The 23901-nt window shown below is 58.0% G+C and carries 25 protein-coding genes; 12 read left to right on the top strand and 13 right to left on the bottom strand.

Annotation, left to right across the window (positions count from 1 at the left end; genetic code table 11):
- Positions 1-175: 175 nt before the first annotated feature.
- Both ACXAGD_RS05475 and ACXAGD_RS05470 read right to left on the bottom strand, forming a co-directional pair.
- Positions 176-1300 carry a porin gene (locus ACXAGD_RS05475; RefSeq protein WP_475208959.1) on the bottom strand — a complete coding sequence of 375 codons (1125 nt, stop codon included), beginning with the start codon at positions 1298-1300 and terminating at the stop codon, positions 176-178.
- Between the two features lie 305 nt (positions 1301-1605).
- Positions 1606-3342 (bottom strand): NAD(P)H-hydrate dehydratase, encoded by a 1737-nt coding sequence (locus ACXAGD_RS05470; protein WP_475208958.1) that lies wholly within the window; start codon positions 3340-3342, stop codon positions 1606-1608.
- 169 nt (positions 3343-3511) lie between these two features.
- Here ACXAGD_RS05470 and ACXAGD_RS05465 point away from each other — a divergent pair, with 169 nt between their 5' ends.
- The 5 genes from ACXAGD_RS05465 to ACXAGD_RS05445 all read left to right on the top strand — a co-directional run bounded on the left by ACXAGD_RS05465 (position 3512) and on the right by ACXAGD_RS05445 (position 7999).
- Positions 3512-3850, top strand: a complete 339-nt coding sequence (locus ACXAGD_RS05465; protein ID WP_170325301.1) for a P-II family nitrogen regulator — start codon at positions 3512-3514, stop codon at positions 3848-3850.
- A gap of 30 nt (positions 3851-3880) precedes the next feature.
- Positions 3881-5287, top strand: a complete 1407-nt coding sequence (gene glnA, locus ACXAGD_RS05460) for a type I glutamate--ammonia ligase (RefSeq protein WP_475208957.1) — start codon at positions 3881-3883, stop codon at positions 5285-5287.
- A 101-nt stretch (positions 5288-5388) separates the two neighbouring features.
- Positions 5389-6033: an MSMEG_1061 family FMN-dependent PPOX-type flavoprotein gene (locus ACXAGD_RS05455; RefSeq protein WP_475208956.1), complete on the top strand. Its 645-nt coding sequence runs from the start codon at positions 5389-5391 to the stop codon at positions 6031-6033.
- 63 nt (positions 6034-6096) lie between these two features.
- Positions 6097-6885 (top strand): lytic murein transglycosylase, encoded by a 789-nt coding sequence (locus ACXAGD_RS05450; RefSeq protein ID WP_475208954.1) that lies wholly within the window; start codon positions 6097-6099, stop codon positions 6883-6885.
- Positions 6886-7084: 199 nt separating this feature from the next.
- On the top strand, positions 7085-7999 hold the full coding sequence (locus tag ACXAGD_RS05445) for a hypothetical protein (RefSeq protein WP_475208953.1): 915 nt from the start codon (positions 7085-7087) through the stop codon (positions 7997-7999).
- A 36-nt stretch (positions 8000-8035) separates the two neighbouring features.
- On the opposite strand, the gene ACXAGD_RS05440 is transcribed toward ACXAGD_RS05445, so the two are convergent.
- Positions 8036-8776 (bottom strand): heme-dependent oxidative N-demethylase family protein, encoded by a 741-nt coding sequence (locus ACXAGD_RS05440; RefSeq protein WP_475208952.1) that lies wholly within the window; start codon positions 8774-8776, stop codon positions 8036-8038.
- 122 nt (positions 8777-8898) lie between these two features.
- Between ACXAGD_RS05440 and dddP the strand changes: the two genes are divergently transcribed.
- The gene (gene dddP, locus ACXAGD_RS05435; RefSeq protein ID WP_475208951.1) at positions 8899-10242 is read left to right on the top strand and encodes a dimethylsulfonioproprionate lyase DddP; all 1344 of its coding nucleotides are present in this window, start codon (positions 8899-8901) and stop codon (positions 10240-10242) included.
- Between the two features lie 4 nt (positions 10243-10246).
- Here the strand turns inward: dddP and ACXAGD_RS05430 are convergent, their stop codons facing one another.
- Positions 10247-10435 carry a hypothetical protein gene (locus ACXAGD_RS05430; RefSeq protein ID WP_475208950.1) on the bottom strand — a complete coding sequence of 63 codons (189 nt, stop codon included), beginning with the start codon at positions 10433-10435 and terminating at the stop codon, positions 10247-10249.
- 235 nt (positions 10436-10670) lie between these two features.
- Between ACXAGD_RS05430 and ACXAGD_RS05425 the strand changes: the two genes are divergently transcribed.
- Positions 10671-11885 (top strand): bifunctional alpha/beta hydrolase/OsmC family protein, encoded by a 1215-nt coding sequence (locus ACXAGD_RS05425; RefSeq protein WP_475208949.1) that lies wholly within the window; start codon positions 10671-10673, stop codon positions 11883-11885.
- 10 nt (positions 11886-11895) lie between these two features.
- Here the strand turns inward: ACXAGD_RS05425 and ACXAGD_RS05420 are convergent, their stop codons facing one another.
- The 5 genes from ACXAGD_RS05420 to ACXAGD_RS05400 form a co-directional block, all read right to left on the bottom strand.
- Complete coding sequence (locus ACXAGD_RS05420) at positions 11896-12234, bottom strand: hypothetical protein (RefSeq protein WP_475208948.1); 339 nt, start codon at positions 12232-12234, stop codon at positions 11896-11898.
- A gap of 12 nt (positions 12235-12246) precedes the next feature.
- Complete coding sequence (locus ACXAGD_RS05415) at positions 12247-12807, bottom strand: hypothetical protein (protein WP_475208947.1); 561 nt, start codon at positions 12805-12807, stop codon at positions 12247-12249.
- Between the two features lie 140 nt (positions 12808-12947).
- Positions 12948-13535 (bottom strand): biotin transporter BioY, encoded by a 588-nt coding sequence (locus ACXAGD_RS05410; protein ID WP_475208946.1) that lies wholly within the window; start codon positions 13533-13535, stop codon positions 12948-12950.
- A gap of 76 nt (positions 13536-13611) precedes the next feature.
- Positions 13612-14034 carry a DUF6314 family protein gene (locus tag ACXAGD_RS05405; RefSeq protein WP_475208945.1) on the bottom strand — a complete coding sequence of 141 codons (423 nt, stop codon included), beginning with the start codon at positions 14032-14034 and terminating at the stop codon, positions 13612-13614.
- Positions 14031-14267: a hypothetical protein gene (locus tag ACXAGD_RS05400; RefSeq protein WP_475208944.1), complete on the bottom strand. Its 237-nt coding sequence runs from the start codon at positions 14265-14267 to the stop codon at positions 14031-14033. The genes ACXAGD_RS05405 and ACXAGD_RS05400 overlap by 4 nt, the downstream gene beginning before the upstream one ends.
- On the opposite strand from ACXAGD_RS05400, the gene purB reads away from it, so the two are divergent.
- The 4 genes from purB to ACXAGD_RS05380 all read left to right on the top strand — a co-directional run bounded on the left by purB (position 14258) and on the right by ACXAGD_RS05380 (position 18659).
- Complete coding sequence (purB, locus tag ACXAGD_RS05395) at positions 14258-15562, top strand: adenylosuccinate lyase (RefSeq protein ID WP_475208943.1); 1305 nt, start codon at positions 14258-14260, stop codon at positions 15560-15562. The two genes, ACXAGD_RS05400 and purB, sit on opposite strands and share 10 nt — an antisense overlap.
- A 378-nt stretch (positions 15563-15940) precedes the next feature.
- Positions 15941-16486: a tetratricopeptide repeat protein gene (locus tag ACXAGD_RS05390; protein ID WP_475208942.1), complete on the top strand. Its 546-nt coding sequence runs from the start codon at positions 15941-15943 to the stop codon at positions 16484-16486.
- A 68-nt stretch (positions 16487-16554) separates the two neighbouring features.
- On the top strand, positions 16555-17643 hold the full coding sequence (locus tag ACXAGD_RS05385) for a flagellar motor switch protein FliG (protein WP_475208941.1): 1089 nt from the start codon (positions 16555-16557) through the stop codon (positions 17641-17643).
- A gap of 92 nt (positions 17644-17735) precedes the next feature.
- The gene (locus tag ACXAGD_RS05380; protein ID WP_475208940.1) at positions 17736-18659 is read left to right on the top strand and encodes a lysophospholipid acyltransferase family protein; all 924 of its coding nucleotides are present in this window, start codon (positions 17736-17738) and stop codon (positions 18657-18659) included.
- Here the strand turns inward: ACXAGD_RS05380 and ACXAGD_RS05375 are convergent, their stop codons facing one another.
- A complete protein-coding gene (locus ACXAGD_RS05375; RefSeq protein WP_475208939.1) occupies positions 18660-19361 on the bottom strand; it encodes a DUF1223 domain-containing protein in 702 nt (233 codons plus the stop codon).
- A gap of 238 nt (positions 19362-19599) precedes the next feature.
- Between ACXAGD_RS05375 and acnA the strand changes: the two genes are divergently transcribed.
- The gene (gene acnA, locus ACXAGD_RS05370; RefSeq protein ID WP_475208938.1) at positions 19600-22290 is read left to right on the top strand and encodes an aconitate hydratase AcnA; all 2691 of its coding nucleotides are present in this window, start codon (positions 19600-19602) and stop codon (positions 22288-22290) included.
- A gap of 104 nt (positions 22291-22394) precedes the next feature.
- Here the strand turns inward: acnA and ACXAGD_RS05365 are convergent, their stop codons facing one another.
- Genes ACXAGD_RS05365 through ACXAGD_RS05355 form a run of 3 tightly spaced genes read right to left on the bottom strand, consistent with a single transcriptional unit; the run spans position 22395 to position 23852 of the window.
- On the bottom strand, positions 22395-22931 hold the full coding sequence (locus ACXAGD_RS05365; protein ID WP_475208937.1) for a DsbE family thiol:disulfide interchange protein: 537 nt from the start codon (positions 22929-22931) through the stop codon (positions 22395-22397).
- Positions 22924-23082, bottom strand: coding sequence for a heme exporter protein CcmD (gene ccmD / locus ACXAGD_RS05360; RefSeq protein WP_475208936.1), 159 nt, complete (start codon positions 23080-23082; stop codon positions 22924-22926). The genes ACXAGD_RS05365 and ccmD overlap by 8 nt, the downstream gene beginning before the upstream one ends.
- Positions 23079-23852 (bottom strand): heme ABC transporter permease, encoded by a 774-nt coding sequence (locus ACXAGD_RS05355; protein WP_475208934.1) that lies wholly within the window; start codon positions 23850-23852, stop codon positions 23079-23081. The genes ccmD and ACXAGD_RS05355 overlap by 4 nt, the downstream gene beginning before the upstream one ends.
- Positions 23853-23901 lie beyond the last annotated feature (49 nt).

Here is a 23901-nt window from a genome sequence, read left to right as displayed (position 1 = left end):
GTCCCCATAGGATTCGGGGCGCGCAAAACGGCGCGCCGGGCAAATTTGACGCCTTCTATTTGCCCAGCCGCCCGCGTGCAAGGGGCAAAGCCCGGATCAGTCTTGTTTTGCCGCCGATTTGAACAAAAAAACGCCCCGGACCAGGCCGGGGCGTCTGTCCCTCAGATGAGCTGGATCAGAACTTCCAGAGCGCGCCCAGAACCCACGCTTCGTTTTTGTCGAAATCGGTCGTGTCGTCGAAATCGTGGTTGCGGTATTTCAGGTAGGCATCGGTGTTGATGCTGTCGATCCGCTGAACGACTGCAATACCCCAAGACTTGGTGCTAGACCCTTCGTTTTCGAAATCCGAGCCGTCAAAGTAGTCGATACCAACACCGGTCTTACCCCAGGACACCCAATCGCCTTCATACGCCAGTTTGGTGTACCAATAGTCCGGATCGCTTGCTCCTGTCGCCGTATCGTCACGCGTACCCAAAGCTGCTGTAAAGCTGAACCCGCTGGGCAGCAAAACCGAGGCGGACCCGATCGTATCCTTCCGCTCGCCCGAGCTGTCGTCAAAGTCACGCACCGCATAAGCCACGCTGGCGGCAAACTCGACACCGTTGGCGAAGGTGTTGCCGTAATTGATGGCGATATCGTAGTAGTCGTCGTCATCGCTGCTGGACAGGATGTTCTGGCCATAAGCAATTGCAGCCGAGAAACCGTTGAAATCCGGCGTGTCGTAGCGGATGCGCCCGCGACGACCGCCATCAAAGTTGCTGGACGAGTCGCCCACGGTGATATCGCTCAGGATCCCGTCAGACCCGCGATAGAAGAAGGCGCCGTTTTCATCGTTAGTGAACGAATAGAGGGCTGTACCAACATAAGACAGATCAGTTTCAGCAGCCCCATCCGAGGCCATGCTGCCCTGACCGGCCGAGAATTTACCGTAGCCACCCTTCAACGAGAAATCGACGTGGCGGATGTCTTCACGGCTCCAGCCGTCGGTATTGGTCCCATCTTGGTTGGCCGTGGCCGTGCTTGGCAATCCCAGTCCGGATTCAAAGCGGAACATGAACTCGTTGCTACCGTAGGGCTGCATCAGTCGCAGGCCGACGCGGCTGTTGGACAGGTCGTTGTCCAGCAAGCGGGTCTCTGTTTCCTCGCCATCATCGACGGACACGATCACCGGATCAAACTGACCGTACAGCAGCACATAACCGCCACTGTTGTTTTCGTATTTCAACTCGGCCGCGGCAGGAATTGCCGTTGTCGCGGCCAGCACAGCAGCAATTGAGGACAGTTTTAGTCTCTGGGTCATTTCATTCACCTCGAAAATTCCGGCTCCCGATTGGCCTAAAATCGCGTAGTTATCCATAACGTTCCAGCAGTCGGCAGCGATACTGTCAGAGTATTGCAAACCTGCCACTGAGATCAAGAAAGCCGGACTTAATTTCCACTTTAATCAATAGCTTACCTGTGTCCAAGTCGCAGCCACAGAACCGCTACAAGGGAATTCTGACGCCCGGCTATGCGACTGGCAAACACTCGCTTTGACACCACTGCAAACCTGTCGGCCAATTGCCGCCGAAAGCAGCGCGGATCGGCCAATTCCCGCTCAAAAAATCAGATATTCAGTTCTTTAAAAACTTTAGGCAACTGCTCGGGCAAATCTTCGGCAATTAAACCCGGTCCGAATACGCGCGCGCATTCCACATGTAGCCACGCGGCTGTTTCCGCAGCCTGTATCGGGCCGAGCCCTCGGGCCAGCAATCCGGTGATGAATCCTGCCAGCACATCGCCCGATCCTGCGGTCGCCAACCAAGGAGCAGCGCGGTCGTATACCGCCGCATTGACCGAACACCGCCCGTTTGGAGCTGCGATCACGGTGTCCGGCCCTTTGAACAGAACCACGCAGCCTGCCCTTTCGGCCGCTTCACGGGTTGCATCCACCTTGGAAAAGGCCGGTCCTTTGGTCGGAGTTGCCGCCAGCTTCTCGGCAATATCCGGGAACAGCCGCGAGAATTCTCCGCCATGTGGCGTCAGAACACAGTTCTCGTGGAGTTGAGAAAACAACGCCGCCGGATCATCCGCAAACGCCGACAGTACGTCTGCGTCCAAAACCGTAGCTCGTTCGGCCGCAAGCGCAGCCGGCACCAACTCATGCGCCCGCTCTATACCCAATCCAGGGCCGAGGCACAGTGCGTTCAACCGCTCATCCTTCAGCACATCTGTAAGGCTTTTCGCCCCCTCAACCCGCTGTAACATGATGGCCGTCACCTGCGCTGCGACCTCCACCTGAGCAGCCTGAGGCACCGCCAAGGTCACCAACCCAGCCCCAATGCGCAACGCCCCCCGCGCGGCCAGCCTCGCGGCCCCGGTTTTGGCTGAGCCACCGGAAAAGATCAGGGCGTGACCGTGCGTGAACTTGTGATGCCGTTTAAATTTGGGCAAGCGATAGAGTGGCAATCCACCCCAAGTTCGCTCGTCCTTCACGCGCCCCGGTGTCTCGGCAAGGGTCAGAAAAGCAGGGCGGTTCCCCCTGTGAGAAGCTGCTGGGCCAAATGTGAAGGCACTGTCATACGGTTCACCGCTATAGCGGCAACGCCGTATGGAAACACCGATGTCTTTCACAACAAGCTTGCCACACAAATCCGGCCCCTGCGCCAGGAAATGCCCGGGCTTTGGGCTGTCGAAACACACAGTCAACGACGCAAAACGGTCATACAAAGCACGCGCGCCGCCGGCACGAACAACCTTGCTCCGCATCTCTGCAGGAGCACTGTCCAGCAACTCGCGAGGCAATGGGTTCAAAGGTTCTTGATGCAGCACCCGTCCGCTGTCCAAACACAAGCCGGATGGGGCGTCAATGCTGACCAGACGGTCAGCGTAATGGTCACCGTTCACACCAGAAAGATGCCGAACGACCTTAAAAAGTTCACCATCCAAACCGCGTTTCAAACCCGTCCCGAACAGAGCGTCAACATAAAGGTCGACAGAACCACCCCTGCGCATGTCCTGTTCAGTCAGCGGTGCAACCTCCCCTAGCCCCAGCCACCAATCGTAATTCACCCGCGCATCCGGTGGTAGCTTTTCCGGATCGCCATACAGAAAGACTTCGACCTCCCAACCCTGATCACGCAACAGACGCGCCACGACAAACCCATCGCCGCCATTGTTTCCCGGACCGCACAAAACCACAGCCCGACCAGCTGTCGTCACTAGGTCTGGCCACTCTTCAAAAATCGCCTCGACAACGCCCTGCCCGGCCCGCTCCATCAGCTCCAGCCCTGTTACCTCACCGGAGTCAATCGCGGCCCGTTCGATGGCCCGCATTTGCGCAGCTGTCAGCAATTCCGTCATCTCAAATCCCTCAGCGATTCAATTCTGATTACTTTTTGTGCAAATCGATCAAAATTTCACCTGCCGCCTATTTTCTCGGCACACACGTGCCGCCAATTTCGCAATCAGATTGCCGACCGATCTTAGACGTGATCAGTCCCATCCTGACAAGTGTTATAGGGAGCCCGGGATGAAGAAGATCGAAGCGATCATCAAACCGTTCAAACTGGACGAAGTGAAAGAGGCGCTGCAGGACGTTGGTGTCCAGGGCCTTAGCGTGATCGAGGTCAAAGGGTTTGGCCGTCAGAAAGGCCACACCGAACTCTATCGCGGTGCGGAATACGTGGTCGACTTTCTGCCCAAAGTGAAGGTCGAGGTCGTGCTGGACGACGATCAGGTTGATGCCGCCATCGAGGCCATCGTATCTGCCGCCAAAACCGACAAGATCGGCGACGGCAAGATCTTTGTCTCGCCCGTTGAACAAGCCATTCGCATTCGGACCGGTGAGACCGGCTCGGAAGCGCTGTAATCGAACACTCCAAGTAGAGGAATAGAGAGTATGAGCAAGGACGCAGTTCTTCAGCTGATCAAGGACGAAGGCGCCGAATACGTCGATGTTCGTTTCACCGACCCGCGTGGCAAGCTACAGCACGTCACCCTGATGGCTGATCAGGTCGACGAGGACTTCCTGGAAGAAGGCTTCATGTTCGACGGTTCGTCCATCGCGGGCTGGAAGTCGATCGAAGCATCCGACATGAAGCTGGTCGTAGACACCGAAAGCGCGTATGTCGATCCGTTCTACGCAGAGAAAACCATCTGTGTGCATTGCTCGGTTGTCGAGCCCGACACCGGCGAAGCCTATGAGCGTGACCCGCGCGGCACCGCTCAGAAAGCGGAAGCATACCTGAAAGCATCGGGTATCGGCGACGTCGCATACATGGGCCCCGAAGCTGAATTCTTCCTGTTCGACGATGTCCGTTTCTCGAACAGCATCAACAAGGTATCCTACGAAGTTGATGCAACCGACGCGTCGTGGAACACCGACACCGAGTACGAGATGGGCAACATGGGTCACCGCCCGGGCGTCAAGGGCGGCTACTTCCCGGTCAACCCGATCGACGAAGCGCAAGATCTGCGCTCGGAAATGCTGTCGACCATGAAGCGTCTGGGCATGAAAGTTGACAAGCACCACCACGAGGTTGCGTCCTGTCAGCACGAGCTGGGCCTGATCTTTGACAGCCTGACCAAGCAGGCCGACGAACTGCAGAAGTACAAGTACGTCATCCACAACGTTGCACACGCCTACGGCAAATCAGCCACTTTCATGCCGAAGCCGATCGCAGGTGACAACGGCACCGGCATGCACGTGAACATGTCGATCTGGAAGGACGGCAAGCCGCTCTTCGCCGGCGACAAATATGCCGACCTGTCGGACGAAGCGCTGTACTTCATCGGTGGTGTTCTGAAGCACGCCAAGACCCTGAACGCTTTCACCAACCCGTCGACCAACAGCTACAAGCGTCTGATCCCGGGCTTCGAAGCACCTGTTCTGCGCGCCTACTCGGCCCGTAACCGTTCGGGTTGTGTCCGTATTCCGTGGACCGAAAGCCCGAAAGCCAAGCGCGTCGAGGCCCGCTTCCCCGATCCGGCTGCAAACCCCTACCTGGCGTTTGCCGCGCTGCTGATGGCCGGTCTGGACGGCATCAAGAACAAGATCGATCCGGGCGAAGCCATGGACAAGAACCTGTACGATCTGCCTGCCGAAGAACTGGCCGACATCCCGACCGTTTGCGGCTCGCTGCGCGAAGCGCTGGAAGCGCTGGCATCCGATCACGACTTCCTGCTGCAGGGCGACGTGTTCACCAAAGACCAGATCGACGGCTATATCGCACTGAAGATGGAAGAGGTCGAAACCTACGAGCACACCCCGCACCCGGTTGAATACGGCATGTACTACAGCTGCTAATCCGGTTTGGGTTTACATCTGCAAGGGCGTCCAATCGGGCGCCCTTGTCTCCTGTGGCGTGATCTTTCACACTTGAGGCCGTCCCGGTCAGGAGAGATTCAATGCCAACTGACGACCCCTTTTCGCAATTTTCCAACTTTGTGACGACGCCCGAGGAACTGGAGCGCATAACCGGCGCGCCCCTGCCCCAGATCATCGCCAAAGAACTGACTTCGTTGGATCAGATGTGCCGCGACTTTATCGCTGCCTCACCGTTTTGCCTGATCGCGTCGGCCAACCCAGGCGGGCATCTGGACATTTCACCGCGTGGCGACCCGGCAGGTTTTGTTCAGGTGATTTCAGATACTCTCATGGCGATCCCTGACCGGCCCGGCAATAAGCGCGTGGATACGTTTCACAATGTCCTGTTGGACCCGCGCGTCAGCCTGATCTTCTTTGTCCCCGGCAAGATGGAGACGCTGCGCATTCGCGGCTCTGCCCGCATCTGCGCCGATCCAGAGTTGCTAGAAGAGATGGCGGTAAACGATCACGCGCCCAAGCTGGCCCTGCTGATCCAAGTTGAGACAGTATTTGCCCACTGCCCCAAATGCGTCATCCGTTCGAACCTGTGGCAGCCTGAGCAATGGCCGGACTCGTCAAATCTGCCGAATATGAACGCGATGATGGTCAAACACGCCAAAATTAACAAAACGCCCGAGGAATGGTTCGAGTCCTTGAAAGGCACCGGAGAACTCGATCTGTATTAACTCCTTTGAGGATACCGAATTGCAGCTTACCCTTGCTCTGAGCAGTTAAACTGGATTTCGCTGATGCTACGATTTGCTTTGATTTTTGCCCTATCCCTCCCAACACTTGCTATGGCCGCCCCCTGTGGCAACACCAGCAGTGGTTTCGAGGCCTGGAAACAAGACTTCGCGAAACAGGCCAAGCGGGCCGGTGTGAAAAAGAAAGGGCTGCAGGCACTGGCGCAGACCCAATACGCCACGCGCACTATTGCCGCAGATCGCAATCAGAAGAGCTTTAAATACTCGCTGGACAAATTCATGAGGGTCCGCGGCGCCGATACGATCGTGGCCCAAGGGCGCAAACGCAAGGCGCGCAACCCGCAATTCTACGCCGCGCTGGAACGTCAATACGGTGTCCCTAGCGGTGTGCTGATCGCCATCCACGGGATGGAGACAGGTTTCGGGAATTTCATGGGTGACAGTCAAGTTGTGTCAGCAATAACCACTCTGGCCTATGATTGTCGCCGATCCGAGTTCTTTATCCCCCATGCCATCGGGGCGCTGAAACTGGTCGATCAAGGCAGCATTACGACCGCCACCAAGGGGGCGAAGCACGGCGAATTGGGGCACACTCAGTTCCTGCCGGGCAACGCGCTGGTTTATGGGGTCGACGCCACCGGCGACGGTCAGGTGGATTTCTACAACATGACTGACGCGCTGGCCTCAACCGCCAATTTTCTACGTCAGAAAGGCTGGAAACCGGGGCGCGGCTATCAACCGGGGCAACCCAATTTCAGGGTGATTCAGGAATGGAACGCCGCCTCTGTTTATCAGCAATCCATCGCAATTATGGCGGCCCGAATCGACGGGTAAGGCCCGCCATCATCATGCGCCAATCCACCGCAATCCGGACACATTGTTGCCACAGATGTTAAGTGGCCCCTAAAATGCCTAGGTTTCCAATGAGTAATCAATCCTGCTGATTTCTCATTTTTTTCCATTTTCGCCAAATTCTGCCCAATATCCGTTGTTAACCTGTTTCTCAGGACAAGGTACGACAAAGGAATGCGTGGTGACTTCGAAGCACAGCTATCATGGCGGTCTTCAGTTCAACGGGGAAACCGACGGCGCGATTGAACGTTTCGGTGCCATCGTTGCAACGACGTTGGAAGACTACGGCCACCTGGTCGAACGCAAAAACATGCTGAGCGCAACCGAAGCCAGCATCGTTTCCAGCCAGTATCTGGTTCGCCTGACATTGGACACTCAGGTGGTCAGCTCGGAAGATCGGTTCGGACGTCTGGACCGCGCTGCCGGATTGAAAACCGCAAGCAGACCCGCCGTGACCCTGCCGAAAAACCGGCTTACGATCACGCTTTCGCCGGTATCCCCTTTGCTGGATGACAGCGAGATTTCCGAGTTGATGATGGTGGTCATCCTGTACCGGATGGTCGACATCTGCGCGACACAGCGTGTCGAGTGGCTGTCGTCCAACACCATTCTGACCGTTGAACAATTCATGAGCGCGTTCGACACGTTGACGCCCTCAAAACCAAGAAACAGAAAACAGATTTTTGAGGCAGTAACAGGCCCGTTCGCCGGGCTGGACATAACTGAAGAACAGGATCTGGACGAGCCACAAAAAAAGGCGCTGGCACCAGCAGCCCGGCCGATCCAGTTGTCTGATGAGCAGTTGCTCAGCATCGCTTTTCGGACAGAAACCCAAGAGCAGCAAACTGATGGGGACGAAGACACGCGCCCCCTCGTCCACGACAAGCCCAGCGACATCCTTCGACTGACCAGTTGGGGATTGACCGGGGCCGTGGCTAGCGTGTCAGTACCCATCGCGGTCTCTGTGGCCGCGGTCAACCTGATCAGAGGCGAAGATTTTCGCCTGAACACTCAGGTACTTGCCTACACTGTCGCAATCTCTGCTCTCAGCACAAGCGGAGCTTTCGCCGGTGTCGCGAACGCGCTGGGCATGTAGAACTTAACTTCACTACCCTCCTTGGAGGCCCCGCCATCAGGCGGGGTTTTCCATTTTTTGCAGGCGCTTTGCCTCTAGCACATAGGTGTGAATCGAAAAGATCACCGCCCGCGTTTCCGGCAGGCGCAACAATGTCTGACGTTCGCTGCGCAAAAACCGAGCAGCCCCCGGATCGCCGATATCGCGCGGGTTGCTGGCGCTTCGGGGCTGGTGCAGCTCAGCATCTTCATACCAAAGCGCGTTGAACCGCCAAAGTGGTCTCCCCGGCTGTATCCCATCAAACAGGCGCTGCACCCGGCGCGCGATGTTGGCGTCATAGCCGGACACAGGGATGTGGATATCGATCAAGGGCCGCATGAACTTTTCCGACAGGCGCCAACTGGCCGGAAAGCACAGAAGGGCGCCCGTCAGGACGTGTTCGTCCCCGTGTTTTTGCAGGATGCAGAAATCCTCCTGCACCAGATAGCACAGCGTATCCAGCGGGCGAGTGCGGTCAATTTCAACGACCCGCCCGTCCGGGCGGGTGACCTGATCTGAACTGCCTGGGTAGGCGTGTTTCAGAACCAAATCCAAAAGCTCCTGCGCTGCAGGTTCGGCTTCGGGGTCCAACGCCAGAACGTCCGGTCGCCGCTCATGCAAAATCTCTGCACGCCGCTGCATTTGCTCGGAAAAGGCATCATCACAATGCAACCAGTCATCCATGCTTGCAGGCTGGATCCCCGGCAAAGGGCGTGGGATCAGTGGGTTGTAAGGGATCGAGGTCTGTAGGATCGTCATGATATTGGTCTATCACCAGTTGATCGGGGTGTCGGCCCAAAAGCGACGGGTGCGCCGTCGCAAACCTTCAAGACGCTTGGGAAATGAGTCGTCACGCTACACCTCAGGCAGGGAGACCCACCATGAACCAGCACTATCGCGACAGCCGCAAGATCGACCCAACCAAAGGCGCGACACTGGGTGACGGCACCCCGAACGACAATGACCGGATCGAGATTGGCCCGACGCAACTGGCCTTTGCAGAATGGGAAGCGGCCGGCCTTGCCCTGCCCGATTTGGCGCGGATGCGGGAATACCGGTGGAAACGTCTGACCAAAGCCATCGTTGACCGGGGTTATGGCGGGCTGCTGATGTTTGATCCGCTCAACATCCGTTACGCCACCGACAGCACGAACATGCAACTGTGGAACACCCACAACCCGTTCCGCGCAGTGTTGCTGTGCGCTGACGGCTACATGGTGATCTGGGATTACAAGAACTCACCTTTCCTGTCGAAGTTTAACCCGCTGGTGCGTGAACAACGCTCAGGCGCGGATCTGTTTTACTTCGACCGCGGCGACAAGGTGGATGTGGCGGCGGACGTGTTCTCGAACGAGGTGCGGTTGCTGATCGAAGAACACAGCGGTGGCAACAAGCGTCTGGCCGTCGACAAGATCATGCTGCACGGTCTGCGCGCATTGGAGGCGCAGGGCTTTGAGATCATGGAAGGCGAAGAGGTCACCGAAAAGACCCGCGCCATCAAAGGCCGGGATGAGATTTTGGCCATGCGCTGCGCCAGCCATGCCTGCGAAGCAGCCGTGGCCGAGATGGAAACATTCGCCCGCGCCAATGTGGGCGACGGCAAAACCTCGGAAGATGATATCTGGGCCATTCTTCACGCCGAGAATATCCGACGCGGTGGGGAATGGATCGAAACCCGCCTGCTGGCCTCGGGTCAACGCACTAACCCGTGGTTTCAGGAATGCGGGCCGCGGATCACGCAAAAAAATGAGATCATCGCCTTTGATACCGACTTGATCGGATCTTATGGCATCTGCGTTGACATCTCACGCACTTGGTGGATCGGAGACGAAAAGCCCCGTCCCGACATGGTCTATGCCATGCAGCACGCTCACGAACACATCATGACCAATATGGAAATGCTGAAGCCCGGCGTGATGATCCCCGAACTGACCGCCAATGCGCATAAGCTGGACGACAAATTCCAGGCGCAAAAATATGGCTGCCTGATGCATGGCGTTGGTCTCTGTGATGAATGGCCGCTAGTCGCCTATCCGGACAAGGCAGTAGCGGGCTCTTACGACTATCCGCTTGAACCTGGCATGGTCCTGTGTGTCGAAGCCGCCGTCGGAGAGGTTGGCGGCGACTTCTCAATCAAGCTTGAAGATCAGGTTCTGATCACCGAGGACGGGTATGAAAACCTGACAACCTACCCGTTCGATCCGCAGTTAATGGGACAGGTTTAAGGTCTTAGTTCGGCGATGTTGATCGCCGAACGTTGCCGTGCCAGTCCTCGGACGGGATGGTGACTTCGGCTGTGGTCGATGCTGCAGGCCAGCTCTGACCCAGCGTGAACCCCAGAACCCCGGTCAGGGCAATGACGATCAGAATATCGGGGCGGAAAACAACGCCACGCGGGGCGGATGCGGTGTAGGACATGTGAGCCTCCTTGGCTTGCTCTGTGTGATAGCTGCAAGATGGGGGCATTTCTTAAATTAATAAAACGAATATTTATCATCCATATCATCACATAAATTGAACATTCAGAAAATCAGCTTGCCTGATCCGAAAGCGCTCACTTTTCTCACCTTCCCGTGACGCGTCTTACAATGGGGTTGAGGCACCAGCCGCAAGCACACAGTATTGGTTCCATCCCGACACGTAAGGAATTGCCATGCCCACGGAACGCATTACTTTCGCCGGTCACGACGGCAACCAGCTGGCTGCACGCCTTGACCTGCCAGATGGTCCGGTGCTGGCAACTGCGTTGTTTGCGCATTGTTTTACCTGCTCCAAGGACATCCCTGCCGCACGACGCATTGCAGCCCGACTGGCTGCGATGGGCATCGCCGTATTGCGCTTTGATTTCACCGGGCTTGGCCATTCCGGCGGAGAGTTCGCCAACACCACATTCACCTCGAATGTCGAGGACCTGATCGCCGCCGCGCATTATCTGGCAGGCCGCAACATGGCCCCGGCCTTGCTGATCGGTCACTCGCTTGGCGGTGCAGCCGTCCTGCGCGCCCGGGCCGGTATTCCCAGTGTCAAAGCAGTGGTCACACTGGGCGCACCCGCCGATCCCGGCCATGTGGCCCACCATTTCGAGGGCGCTCTGCCCCAAATCGAACAGGATGGGTCAGCAGAGGTTATGCTGGGTGGTCGTCCTTTCCGCATAGGCAAGGCCTTTGTCGATGACATCTCAGAATCCGCGCTAACCCCGGCGATCGCCGATCTAAAAGCGGCACTGCTGATCCTGCACGCGCCGCGCGATGAAACCGTCAGCATCGACAACGCCAGCACCATATTTCTGGCCGCCAAACACCCAAAAAGCTTTGTAACGCTGGACGACGCCGATCACCTGATCACTCGTGCCTCGGACGCTGAATACGCCGCTGACGTGATTGCGGCATGGGTGACGCGATATATTCCCCTCAGCCCACCCGCCCCGCCCCCCGGTGCGCCCGAGGGCGTGGTGCGCGTGACCGAGGTTGACCCTTCGGGCTTTCTGCAAGACATCCAGTCCGGCCCCCGGCATCACGCCGTGGCGGATGAGCCTGCGTCCTACGGCGGGACAGACAAGGGCATGTCGCCCTATGGGTTTGTCTCATCGGGCCTTGGCGCTTGTACATCGATGACAATCCGCATGTACGCGCGGCGAAAACGGTGGCCGCTGACCGGCATCACCGTCGATGTCTGCCACAACAAGGTGCATGGGCAGGATGCCGGACTGGCCGGCGACGGAAAAATAGACCAGTTCCGCCGCAAGATCCGGCTGGAGGGTCCGCTGGATCAGGAACAACGCGCACGACTGCTGGAAATCGCAGACAAATGCCCCGTCCATAGAACGTTGGAAGGGTCAGCCCAGATCACTACAGAACTGTTGAGCTAACCCCTTCAGACTACCTGCGCGGCGACGGGCGGTGGATGGGCGGACGCGCCACGGGCGGACGAGCGACCGGTGGGCGCGCCGAAGGCGGGCGCGGCCGGGCCGGTGGTTTGGCAATCGGCGGTGTTGGCCGTATCGGAGGCCTGCTGTTTGGCGGGTTTGGACGCACCGGCCGGTCTACATCAATATCCACGTCGACATCGTGGTAATAGTCGTTCCACAGCATTGAGTCATAGAACGGGTCATAGCCATAGCCGACTCCGACCGTGACACCATCGCAGGCGGTCAAAGAGAAGCTTGCTGCCCCTAGGCCCAGCGCAAGAAACAGACGTTTGATAGGTTTTATGGTCATCTGCGCCTCTCCTTACTGCAGGGCCCGGAACGACGCGAAAACGTCGTTCAGAACGTCAACATAGGCCGGATCGGCACCGTCGCGCAGAATGGCCACGACGACGGCCACACGATCCTTTGGCAGATCAATCACAGTAGCGGTAAAGTTGATGCCACGCCCGTCGCGCGTGCCGGTGCCCCGGATCACACGTGCCGGAAACCCCCCAATCCGGGTGTCGCTGGTGCTTGAGACCGTCGGGTCCTTGACCAGAAACTTGTCGATATCGTCGAGATACCGCAGACCTCCGTCAATCGAAGCAACCCCAGCCGGGGAGACAAACCCCATCCAGACATTGTCATCGGTCACAGGCCGTATACCCATGACGCGCGCGACGGCACGCGGATCACCCAGTTCGGTATCCTCAATCTCGCGCGGGCCGCCGGTGCGTACAGTCCAAAAATCGGGTACGTCAAAGCTGAACAGCGCGCGCCCTGCATCGGTATAGGTGATCGGGGTGTCTGCAGCAGCCGGAGCAGCAACCCCAAGCCACAATGCAGCGAAGGCAGCCAAAGAAGAGCCGGATAATAAACGCATATCTGAATAACCTGATGATTTCTTTGGCATCAGATTGCCCCCGGCTGGCGGCGCTTGTCCAGCACCGCGTGCATCGGGCGACAAAAAAACCGCGCCGGGATTGCTCCGGGCGCGGTTTTGGTCATGCGAGTTTTCAGAAATCAAGTACGGGCGTCGCCGATCAGTTTCCACAGGCCCGGGATCAGCAGTGCGGCCAGCGCCAGCTTGATTGCATCACCCACCAGGAACGGTGTCAGGCCCCATTCCAGGATCGGCTTGTCCCAGCCATAGAGCTGACCCAGCCAAAGCAGGCCGGGCACGTAGATCAGCACGTTGGCCAGCACCAGCGCCAGAGCCATTTTACCAACCGAACGGTCCCAACCGCGCGCTGCCAGTGCACCCAGCAGAACGGTCGCCATCAGGTAGCCGACCAAATAACCGCCGGTGCCACCCATCATGTAGGTCAGACCAAATTTCTCGGCCGAGGACCCTGCGAAAACGTCAAAGCCCAGCGCGCCAACCAGCAGATAGCCCAGCATTGTGATCAGACCCAGACGCGCGCCGTAAGCGGTACCAATGGTCAGCACTGCGAAGGTGCCCATGGTGATCGGAACCGGCCACATCGGAATTTTGATTTTTGCGGCAATCGCCAGGGCCAAGATGCCAAGAGCCACCAGCGCCACTTGTTTGACACGCAGAGCGGTCCCCTCGCGCGGGCCGATCGCCTCGGCCAGTACATTTGTAGTCATTATCATTTCTCCACGTTCGGATGGAACTTCGGACTCAGGAATGCCCGTTTCACATCGGTACTTCAAGATGATTGCGCTATCGAGGGCGGTAATCGGTTTTCATTTCATAGGCTTTGCGCGGTCCGGACACCGTCCAGCGCACGGACCAGTTTGGCCAGCCTGTGAAATCATAAACCGCATCATAGCTGTCTGGCGGACAATCGTGGTGATCCCTAGACTGTGAATGCCCCAGCTTCAATGCATGAAAGTACCGCTCATCGTCGAAATGAACTGCGATCCTGTCTCTGGCATCCCGCCAAAGATACCGCCGCGTGCCTTTCATCTCGGCCTGCCCCGGAATGCGCAGCGTGACCTCTTCGTCATAGACCAAACCGTCTTCTGCAGGACGCAGAACCGCCTCGCCTTCCGCCTGTACCACCTGCCCCGCCCGCGTGTCGTGAATGGTGCGGCTCAGGGTCCAGCGGCCTTCGAAATCGGATAGAGTGTGCGGCAGGGTCATGCGACAGTGATCCCGCCGTTGCGAGCAAAACAACGGATGACGGCATTCACTATGGAAAACCGGCGCATGCCGTTTCGGCGAATGGTGACCAAAACACCCGGACAGACAGCTAAAATCAGGGCAAACCGTCTCATCTGCACACTCGCACCTTGTTCATTTGGCAGGTCAGGTTTAAACCCCGCCGCATCGCCTCCTGCCAAATCACAATAAGGTGCCGCTGCCAATGATTCCACGTTATTCCCGCCCCGACATGGTCGCCATCTGGTCGCCCGAGTCCAAGTTCCGCATCTGGTACGAGATCGAAGCCCATGCCTGCGATGCCATGGCCGATCTGGGCGTGATCCCGCGTGAAAACGCCGAGGCCGTGTGGAAGGCCAAAGACGTGGAATTCGACGTAGCCCGCATTGATGAGATCGAGGCTGTCACCAAGCACGACGTTATCGCGTTCCTGACGCACCTCGCTGAACATGTCGGCAGTGAAGAGGCTCGTTTCGTCCATCAGGGCATGACCTCGTCCGACGTGCTGGACACCTGCCTTAACGTGCAGCTGACCCGCGCCGCCGACCTGCTGATCGCCGATCTGGAAGGCCTGCTTGCTGCACTCAAGCGTCGCGCGATCGAACACAAGAACACCGTTCGTATTGGCCGCAGCCACGGCATCCACGCCGAGCCCACCACCATGGGCCTGACCTTCGCGCGTTTTTACGCCGAGATGGACCGCAACCTGTCCCGTATGCGCGACGCCCGTGCGGAAATCGCCACCGGTGCGATCAGCGGCGCGGTCGGCACATTCGCCAATATCGACCCGCAGGTGGAAGAGCATGTTTGCGACAAGCTGGGTCTGGTGCCCGAGCCGATCAGCACTCAGGTCATCCCGCGCGACCGTCACGCGGCGTTCTTCGCGACACTTGGTGTGATTGCCAGCAGCATCGAAAACATCGCCATCGAAATCCGCCACATGCAGCGGACCGAGGTGTTGGAGGGGGCTGAATTCTTCTCGATGGGTCAAAAAGGCTCATCCGCCATGCCGCACAAGAAGAACCCAGTGCTGACCGAAAACCTGACCGGGTTGGCGCGCATGGTTCGCGCGGCGGTCATCCCAGCAATGGAGAATGTAGCGCTCTGGCACGAGCGCGATATCTCACATTCCTCGGTCGAACGGATGATTGGGCCGGACGCCACGATCACGCTGGACTTTGCGCTGGCCCGCCTGACCGGTGTGATCGACAAGATGCTGATTTTCCCTGAGAACATGATCGAGAACATGAACAAGTTCCCCGGTCTGGTCATGAGCCAGCGGGTTCTGCTTGCGCTGACCCAAGCCGGCGTTAGCCGTGAAGATGCCTATGCCATGGTTCAGCGCAACGCGCTGAAGGTCTGGGAACACCGCACTGATTTCAAAGAGGAGCTGCTGGCAGACCCCGACGTCACCGCCGCGCTGAGCCCTGAAGAGATAGAAGAGAAATTCGACCTCGGCTATCACACCAAGCACGTCGATACGATCTTCGCCCGCGTGTTCGGCGAATAAACCCAAACCGAACAATCGGTTCAAAAGGGCCCGGCTCGCACATCGCGATCCGGGCCCTGTCTTTTGCCAAAATTCATAAAATCAGCTATGGTGTGCGTGTATTTCCGAACAGGAGAAACAGCATGATCCGCACTCTTATCTGCGCTTTGGCCCTTGGATGTTCAGCGTCCGTTGCTCTTGCCTGCAGTGGTCACACCAAGCAAACCCAGTCCTGTGCGCCGGGCACTTATTGGGATGCCGAGTCCCAGAACTGCGAAAAAATCGTCAATAGCTGAGAAAATCTTTCCTACCTGTGAATAAAAGCGAGCAGCCGGTTGTTAGCTTTTTATCAGATCGCGCTATGCTTGATGAGAGCAGCCCAAAGAACGGAGTAGGAAAATGCGCCTCGTATTAGTTTCAGCTATTGCCCTTCAGGCCTTTGCTTTTGCACCGGCCGTCTATGCGGCCGGAGGTGGCGGAGCCACAACCCCGCCGAAACCGACGAACACGACCAAGAAATGCCTGTTCGGCCGCGTCTACGACAAGGATGCGGGGCGCTGTGTCAAACCAAACAAGTCCAACTTCACCCAGGATGAGCTTTACGACGCCGTGCGCGAGCTGGCCTATGACGGGCAGTTCGAGAATGCGCAGAACATCCTGCGCGTCATGGATCAGGACGATGATCGCGTACTGACCTATTGGGGCTTTACCTACCGCAAGATGGGTGAGCTTGAACTGGCGAACCTCTTCTACAACAACGCCATCGAGGCCAACCCCGACAACATCCTCGCCCGCAGTTATATGGGTCAGGGTTTTGTAACCGAGGGTAAAACCGATCTGGCCATTGAACAGTGGCGCGAGATCAAGGCGCGTGGCGGTGAAGGCACCTGGGCCGAGGCGTCCCTGCGCGAAGCGATCCGTACCGGGCTGACCTATAACTACTAAGCTTCAGTCTTTCTTTACCCGACTCTCCTTAATCTGCCTGTGGAACAAAACTTTGGCACCACAGGCAGATGCAGGACACAAACACATTGGTACAGGTGGCACCGGGGGCAGCTCCGGTGGCTGATCAGAAGGACGACGCCCCTCGTGTCGTTCCACGCGTCCTCAGCAATCGTCAAAAGGCTGCCGTCGTCGTACGGCTTTTGCTGAATGAAGGCGCCGACATCCCGCTGGAAGAGCTTCCTGATGATCTGCAGGAAAAACTGACACATCAACTGGGTCAGATGGGTCTTGTCGATCGCATCACTCTGGACGCCGTGGCGCAGGAATTTGCCGAGGCGCTGGATAGCGTCGGCCTGTCTTTCCCGCATGGTCTGGCAGGCGCTCTGGACGCTGTGGATGGCAAGATTGGGACGGCCACGGCGGCGCGGCTGCGCAAGGTGGCCGGGGTACGCCAGATCGGTGACCCCTGGCAACGCCTGCGGGAAATTCCGACCGAGGATCTCGCCACGATGGCGCAGGCGGAAAGCACCGAGATTGCCGCCGTGATGCTCTCCAAACTAGAAACTGCGAAGGCCGCGCAACTGCTGGGTCACCTGCCCGGCCCTGTTGCGCGTCGGATCACTTATGCAATCTCGAAAACCGCGAATGTCACTCCTGAAGCGGTGGAACGGATCGGTTGGTCTCTGGCGGCACAACTGGACCAGCGCCCGTCTCAGGCTTTTGTTGATGGTCCTGGCGCGCGGGTCGGTGCGATCCTGAACCAATCTGCGGCATCCACCCGCGACGGGCTGCTGACCGCACTGGACGAAGAGGATTCGGATTTCGCCAGCGTCGTGCGCCGTTCGATCTTTACCTTTGCGCATATTCCGGCCCGAATTATGCCCCGTGACGTTCCCGCGATTCTGCGCAGTGTGGACCAGGCCGATCTGGTCACTGCGTTAGCGGGCGCAGCGGCGGATGATGACAGGGCTGCGGCCGAATTCATGCTGTCCAACATGTCGACGCGGATGGCGGACAACCTCCGCGAAGAGATATCCGAACGCGGCAAGGTCAAGCAATCCGACGCCGAAGAGGCGATGACGCAGATCGTGGGCGCTATCCGTACCCTCGTGGATGAAGGGGCGATCACGTTGATCGAAGAGGAAAGTGAAGACTAGGTAAACCGCTCAAGCCATTGCAACGCTTGTGGTCAGAGAATGTGCCTTGTATGTCTGGCCCGGCAAATCAAAACAGCCGGTGAGACCAGACTATGCCCGTCGAAAAGTCGGAACTAAGCCGCGGGGCGCTTCGAAAATACTATGTCACCGGCCTGTTTATGAAAGGCGTGATCGGCGCGATGCGCCTGCTGCCTTACGAGCGGCGCATTGCAACGATGGGTGCCATTGTGCGCGGCCTGGCCCCTTTGGTCGGGTTTACCGAGCGGGTGCGCAGAAATCTGAAACTGACCTGCCCCGAGCTTTCGGACGCCGAGGTGAAACGCATTTGCCGGGCCGTCCCAGACAACGCGGGCCGTGCCATCATGGAGCACTTCTCACCCGAAGGCTTCACCGAACGTCAAAGCACGGCCAAAATTTCCGGACCCGGTATCGCCGCGTTTGACGCTGCCGTGGCCGAGGGGCGCCCGGTGATGATGATTACCGCGCATTTCGGCCACTACCTGGCCGCCCGCATTGCCCTTCAGGCCCGCAGCGGTAAGCCCATCGGGTGCCTTTACCGTCGTATGGCAAACCCGTATTTCAACGACGCTTACGTGGACGCGTTTTATAAAACCGGCTCGCCCATGTTCGAACAGGGCAGACGCGGCATGGTCGAGATGGTGCGCTCGCTCAAGAAGGGCGGAATCATCGCCATCGTCTCGGACCTTCACGCTCATGGCGGAGAGGAACTGACGTTCTTCGGTAAACCCGCGGTCACTTCGGTTCTGAACGCCGAACTGGCGATGAAATACAAAGCCGAGTTGATCCCCTGCTATGCCATTCGCCAGCCAAACGGCATCGATTTTGAAATCGTTCTACACGATCCGGTACCCCATACGGATCCCAAGACCATGACACAGTTCACCAATGATGATCTTGAGGCCGTGGTCCGGCAGCATATGGGCCAATGGTTCTGGATTCACCGGCGCTGGAAGGCCTGGAACGGGCTAGGTGTGCAGCCCGAGGACATGCCCTAATCACTTGAGCCTGGTGGCGGCAACGATTGGGCCATGCCCAACCCTTTGAACCAGAACAACCGCCGGCAGGTCCGAGGTCAGCTTGGCAGAAAACTGCTGCGGAGCGACCCCGTCCCACTGCCCGGCCACTTGCCAGGATTCCACAACATTTGCATAATCCAGTTCATGCCCGGCCAGCTCCCCCCTACGGATCGAGGCGTGACGCATCGGTGAATACTGCACAACGCGCACGTCAAAAGTCTCACCCTCAGGCAATTCGACTGGCGTGACATCGACGATTACGTCATTCCCCGATCGGGTTGCCACAACTTCAGCCTCGGGAGCGGCTGTCAGATGCGCGTTGATCAGCCGCTCTAACTCGCGCGTTTGGGCGCCGACAACATCGTGTTGCCCGTTTATCACCATTTGCGGCGTGTAGATCATCGACCGCCCACCCTGTCGTGCATACGCCCGCTGACGCAATGTGTGGTTGGGGTCGGCGTATTCGTCTTCCCAGCCGATGTAATCCCAATAATCCACATGCAAGGCGAGACCGATCACATCATCACGCTTGGCCAGATCATGCATCAGCCGGTCAGCTGGCGGACAGGATGAACAGCCCTGAGATGTAAACAGTTCGACCACCACCGGGTCATTTTCTGCCGCTGTTGGCGCGGCAAAAGCAAGGGAAAGCACGGTGGCGATAACGGCAGATCTGAGCATATTTTACCTCGGGCTGATAACTTTTCTGTCTGCGACCGATAAGATACCTGAATGGTTTAGACCCTTTGGACCTCACCCTCCAATCAAGGTTTCTTGAAACAAGCCCGCCCTCAACGAAGCGTGAAGCAGTGAAACCAATCGAGTTTTGCGCGTCTTGGTCCTTGAACCCCGGCGAAAGGTGCTAAAGATTGCTATCAGCGAACCCCGTTACCCAAGTCATTTGAGAGGGAGCCAACTCATGCCCATTAAAGTCGGACAGGATACCGCCAAGACACGCCGCAGCCTGAACGTAAATGGCAAATCCGTTTCATATTATTCGATTCCCGCCGCACAAGAGGCCGGTCTGGGCGATTTCTCGAAACTCCCTGCAGCGCTTAAAGTGGTGTTGGAAAACATGCTGCGGTTCGAAGATGACGGTTTTTCCGTTTCAGTCGACGACATTAAGGCGTTTGGAGAATGGGCCACCAATGGCGGTAAGAACCCGCGTGAGATCGCATATCGCCCTGCCCGCGTACTTATGCAGGACTTTACCGGAGTTCCGGCCGTGGTCGATCTGGCCGCGATGCGAGACGGGATCAAAGGGCTGGGCGGCGATGCGCAAAAGATCAACCCGCTGAACCCAGTAGACCTGGTCATCGACCACTCGGTCATGATCGACGAGTTCGGCAACCCGCGCGCGTTCCAAATGAACGTGGATCGGGAATATGAGCGGAATATGGAACGCTATCAGTTCCTGAAATGGGGTCAGTCGGCGTTCAACAATTTCCGTGTCGTGCCCCCCGGCACAGGCATTTGCCATCAGGTGAATTTGGAATATCTCGCCCAGACTGTCTGGACCGACACTGACCAGACAGGGGAAGAGGTCGCCTATCCCGATACGCTGGTTGGAACCGACAGCCACACCACGATGGTCAACGGCATGGCCGTTCTGGGCTGGGGCGTTGGCGGGATTGAGGCCGAAGCCGCGATGCTGGGTCAGCCGATCTCGATGCTGATCCCCGAGGTTGTGGGCTTTGAGCTGACCGGCGCGATGGTCGAAGGCACTACTGGTACTGACCTCGTGCTGAAGGTCGTGGAAATGCTGCGCGAAAAGGGCGTGGTCGGCAAGTTCGTCGAGTTCTATGGCGAAGGTCTGGATCGCCTGCCATTGGCCGACCGCGCGACCATCGCCAATATGGCGCCGGAATATGGCGCAACCTGCGGTTTCTTTCCGATTGATGGCGAAACCCTGCGCTACATGCGCAACACCGGCCGCGATGAGGATCGGCTGGCGCTGGTCGAAGCCTATGCCAAGGAAAACGGCTTCTGGCGGGACGAAAATTATGCGCCGATCTATACCGACACCCTGACGCTAGACATGGGTACCATCGTTCCCGCTATCTCGGGTCCGAAACGTCCACAGGATTATGTCGCTCTGACCGATGCCAAGGCGGCCTTCCTGAACGAGATGGAGAAAACCTTCAAACGCCCGATGGGCAAGCAAGTTGAGGTCAAGGGCGAAGAATACGGCATGGAGTCGGGCAAGGTCGTGATCGCGTCGATCACTTCCTGCACCAACACCTCGAACCCTTATGTGATGATCGGCGCCGGTCTGGTGGCGAAGAAGGCGCATGAGCTGGGCCTGAACCGCCAGCCGTGGGTCAAAACCTCGCTGGCGCCCGGATCGCAAGTTGTGTCTGAATACCTTGAGGCCGCCGGTCTGCAGCAGCATTTGGACGCCATTGGCTTCAACCTTGTGGGCTATGGCTGCACCACCTGTATCGGCAACTCGGGTCCGCTTCAGAGGGAAATAAGCGAGGCGATTGCCGAGGGTGATTTGGTCGCAACCTCGGTCCTGTCCGGCAACCGCAATTTCGAGGGCCGGATTTCCCCGGACGTACGCGCCAACTATCTGGCCTCACCGCCGCTGGTGGTCGTCTACGCGCTTGCGGGCACCATGGATATCGACCTGACCTCGGAACCCTTCGGTCAGGACAAGGAAGGCAACGACGTCTTTATGAAAGACATATGGCCGACCCAAAGCGAAATCGCCGATCTGGTGCAGCAAACCGTCACCCGCGAGGCGTTCCAGTCAAAATATGCCGATGTCTTCAAGGGCGACGAAAAATGGCAACAGGTCGAGGTTCCGCAACAGGAAACCTATGACTGGCCGCCGACCTCGACCTACATCCAGAACCCGCCCTACTTCCAAGGCATGGGCCCCGAGCCGGGCACAATCGCGAATATCGACGGTGCCAAAGTGTTGCTGATCCTGGGCGACATGATCACAACCGACCACATCTCACCGGCTGGCTCCTTCGCAACCACGACGCCCGCGGGTAAGTACCTGATGGACCGTCAGGTGCAGCCGCGTGAATTCAATTCATACGGCTCACGTCGGGGCAACCACGAGGTCATGATGCGCGGCACCTTCGCCAATATCCGCGTCAAAAATGAGATGCTGGATGGCGTTGAGGGGGGCTATACCAAAGGCCCTGACGGTCAGCAGACCTCGGTCTACGAGGCGTCGATGGCCTATCAGGAACAGGGTGTCCCGCTGGTGGTGTTCGGTGGCGAGCAATACGGCGCCGGCTCATCCCGGGACTGGGCGGCCAAGGGCACCGCGCTGCTGGGCGTCAAAGCGGTGATTGCCGAGAGCTTTGAGCGTATCCACCGCTCGAACCTTGTTGGCATGGGGGTCATCCCGTTCGAGTTCACTGACGGCGACAACCGCAAGACACTGAGGCTGACAGGGGATGAGACAGTCTCGATCCACGGGCTGGACACGGTCGAGCCGCTGCAAGAGGTCCCATGCACCATCACCTATGCCGACGGTGCCGAGACTACAATTCGCCTCAAGTGCCGCATCGATACTGCACCCGAGATCGAATACATCGAAAACGGCGGCGTGCTTCAATACGTACTGAGAAACCTAGCAAAAGCAGGTTGAACCAAAAAAGCCCCGGCGAGTGCACCGGGGCTTTTGTTTGTTCAGGTCGCTTCTCGTAGCCTACCAGAAACAGAGCGCATGCCGCAGACACGTACCGCTTGGTCTTACTGACCAGCCTTTTCAAGCGCAGGTCGGATGGTGCTTTCTATGACGCGTTGCGTGATCGGTCCGGCAAATCGCAGGATGATCGTGCCTTCACCATCGATGACATAGGTTTCCGGTACCCCATACAGGCCCCAATCCAACGCCATACGTCCCTGCTCATCCCGTCCGATGGCTTCATACGGATCGCCAAGATCGGTCAGGAACGCTTCAGCATTGCCCAACGGATCCTTGTAGTTGATCCCGTATATAGGGATGCCCTCGTCGGACAGCGCTTCGAGGTTGGGGTGCTCGGCTCGGCAGGGCGCGCACCAGCTAGCCCAATAGTTGACCAGCTTGACCTCACCGTCGCGCAGGGTCGCGTCGTCGAACATCTCCTTGCCCGGAAACTCGGTCAGAACAACCGGTGGTGCAGGCTGCCCCTGACGGGCAGACGGCAGAGTGTCGTCCGAGCCATCCTGCAATTGCACCAAGGCCGCGACAGCAAACGCACCAAAGATCAGCGGCGGCGCCAGCATCAGGGGCGAAATCTTAGCCATTGCGCGTCATCCTTTGTTCGACCTTCTCCATCTCGGCCCGAACCTTGCGCCCGCGGGCAATGCTGAACACGATCAGAAACACCAGAAGCGCGATTGAGGCCGCATAAGACCACAGAACCGTATCGGCATACTTTCCAAGATCAGGGATCATCCGCTTACCCTTTCCCGTGCCAGCAGCGCCTTGATCCGCCGCGCTCGGATTTCCGTTCCTGTGCGGTACAAGACCAGCGCGATGAACAGCAGTACAAACCCGATGATGCACAGCAGCAGCGGGTAGAAATAGATGTTGCTGACTTTCTCTTCGGTATCCGCTCCTGTTACGGCCGCGGCACGCATGACTGATGCGCCCTGATGCAGTCCCTGGTTCCAGAAGTTCACCGCATAGCGGCTCAGGAGCGCGAAGACAGAGCCCACCAGACACAGGACTGAGGTCAGATCCGCAGCCGTATCCGGGTCTTCGATGGCTTCCCACAGGGCGACATAGCCCAGATAGAACAGGAAAAGGATCAGGAACGAGGTAAGGCGCGGATCCCAGGCCCACCATGTGCCCCACATGGGTTGGCCCCAGATCGCCCCGGTTGCCAGTGCGATCAGCGTCATGACGATACCAATCGGGGCCGCCGCTCGCGCAGCCAGCGCGCTGACATGGTGACGCCGCACCAGCCAGACCAGTGAGGTCGCCAACATCATCAGCCAGCAATTGATCGCCATCAGCGCCGCGGGTACATGCAGGTAGATAATCTTGACGGTCGAGCCCTGCTTGTAATCGTCGGGCGTAAAGAAGAACCCCCAAACTAGTCCGACCACGATGCACACAAGCGAGGTCACCCAGAAAAACGGCATCACCCGTTCACTGGTGGCAAGGAACTTGCGCGGATTGGCGTATTCCCAGAGGGCGTTGGCTTTGGCTGCGATAGACATGTGCCTTATCTAGTCCGAGTCGGGTGCGTTCTCAATTGACATCGGTCAA

Source organism: Ruegeria sp. ABF4_144 (assembly GCF_056160045.1).
Note: the sequence above shows the minus strand (reverse complement) of the source record. Positions and strands in the feature narration are given on the sequence as shown.

What these genes read in the sequence shown, in the direction of transcription:
- glnA (WP_475208957.1), top strand. Translation starts at nt 3,881, where the DNA reads ATGAGCAAGGACGCAGTTCTTCAGCTGATCAAGGACGAAGGCGCCGAA.
- purB (WP_475208943.1), top strand. Translation starts at nt 14,258, where the DNA reads ATGATTCCACGTTATTCCCGCCCCGACATGGTCGCCATCTGGTCGCCC.
- ACXAGD_RS05375 (WP_475208939.1), bottom strand. Translation starts at nt 19,361, where the DNA reads ATGCTCAGATCTGCCGTTATCGCCACCGTGCTTTCCCTTGCTTTTGCC.
- ACXAGD_RS05475 (WP_475208959.1), bottom strand. Translation starts at nt 1,300, where the DNA reads ATGACCCAGAGACTAAAACTGTCCTCAATTGCTGCTGTGCTGGCCGCG.
- ACXAGD_RS05385 (WP_475208941.1), top strand. Translation starts at nt 16,555, where the DNA reads ATGCAGGACACAAACACATTGGTACAGGTGGCACCGGGGGCAGCTCCG.
- ccmD (WP_475208936.1), bottom strand. Translation starts at nt 23,082, where the DNA reads ATGATCCCTGATCTTGGAAAGTATGCCGATACGGTTCTGTGGTCTTAT.
- ACXAGD_RS05450 (WP_475208954.1), top strand. Translation starts at nt 6,097, where the DNA reads ATGCTACGATTTGCTTTGATTTTTGCCCTATCCCTCCCAACACTTGCT.
- ACXAGD_RS05470 (WP_475208958.1), bottom strand. Translation starts at nt 3,342, where the DNA reads ATGACGGAATTGCTGACAGCTGCGCAAATGCGGGCCATCGAACGGGCC.
- ACXAGD_RS05380 (WP_475208940.1), top strand. Translation starts at nt 17,736, where the DNA reads ATGCCCGTCGAAAAGTCGGAACTAAGCCGCGGGGCGCTTCGAAAATAC.
- dddP (WP_475208951.1), top strand. Translation starts at nt 8,899, where the DNA reads ATGAACCAGCACTATCGCGACAGCCGCAAGATCGACCCAACCAAAGGC.
- ACXAGD_RS05390 (WP_475208942.1), top strand. Translation starts at nt 15,941, where the DNA reads ATGCGCCTCGTATTAGTTTCAGCTATTGCCCTTCAGGCCTTTGCTTTT.
- ACXAGD_RS05415 (WP_475208947.1), bottom strand. Translation starts at nt 12,807, where the DNA reads ATGCGTTTATTATCCGGCTCTTCTTTGGCTGCCTTCGCTGCATTGTGG.
- ACXAGD_RS05430 (WP_475208950.1), bottom strand. Translation starts at nt 10,435, where the DNA reads ATGTCCTACACCGCATCCGCCCCGCGTGGCGTTGTTTTCCGCCCCGAT.
- ACXAGD_RS05410 (WP_475208946.1), bottom strand. Translation starts at nt 13,535, where the DNA reads ATGACTACAAATGTACTGGCCGAGGCGATCGGCCCGCGCGAGGGGACC.
- ACXAGD_RS05420 (WP_475208948.1), bottom strand. Translation starts at nt 12,234, where the DNA reads ATGACCATAAAACCTATCAAACGTCTGTTTCTTGCGCTGGGCCTAGGG.
- ACXAGD_RS05365 (WP_475208937.1), bottom strand. Translation starts at nt 22,931, where the DNA reads ATGGCTAAGATTTCGCCCCTGATGCTGGCGCCGCCGCTGATCTTTGGT.
- ACXAGD_RS05425 (WP_475208949.1), top strand. Translation starts at nt 10,671, where the DNA reads ATGCCCACGGAACGCATTACTTTCGCCGGTCACGACGGCAACCAGCTG.
- ACXAGD_RS05405 (WP_475208945.1), bottom strand. Translation starts at nt 14,034, where the DNA reads ATGACCCTGCCGCACACTCTATCCGATTTCGAAGGCCGCTGGACCCTG.
- ACXAGD_RS05455 (WP_475208956.1), top strand. Translation starts at nt 5,389, where the DNA reads ATGCCAACTGACGACCCCTTTTCGCAATTTTCCAACTTTGTGACGACG.
- ACXAGD_RS05465 (WP_170325301.1), top strand. Translation starts at nt 3,512, where the DNA reads ATGAAGAAGATCGAAGCGATCATCAAACCGTTCAAACTGGACGAAGTG.
- acnA (WP_475208938.1), top strand. Translation starts at nt 19,600, where the DNA reads ATGCCCATTAAAGTCGGACAGGATACCGCCAAGACACGCCGCAGCCTG.
- ACXAGD_RS05355 (WP_475208934.1), bottom strand. Translation starts at nt 23,852, where the DNA reads ATGTCTATCGCAGCCAAAGCCAACGCCCTCTGGGAATACGCCAATCCG.
- ACXAGD_RS05440 (WP_475208952.1), bottom strand. Translation starts at nt 8,776, where the DNA reads ATGACGATCCTACAGACCTCGATCCCTTACAACCCACTGATCCCACGC.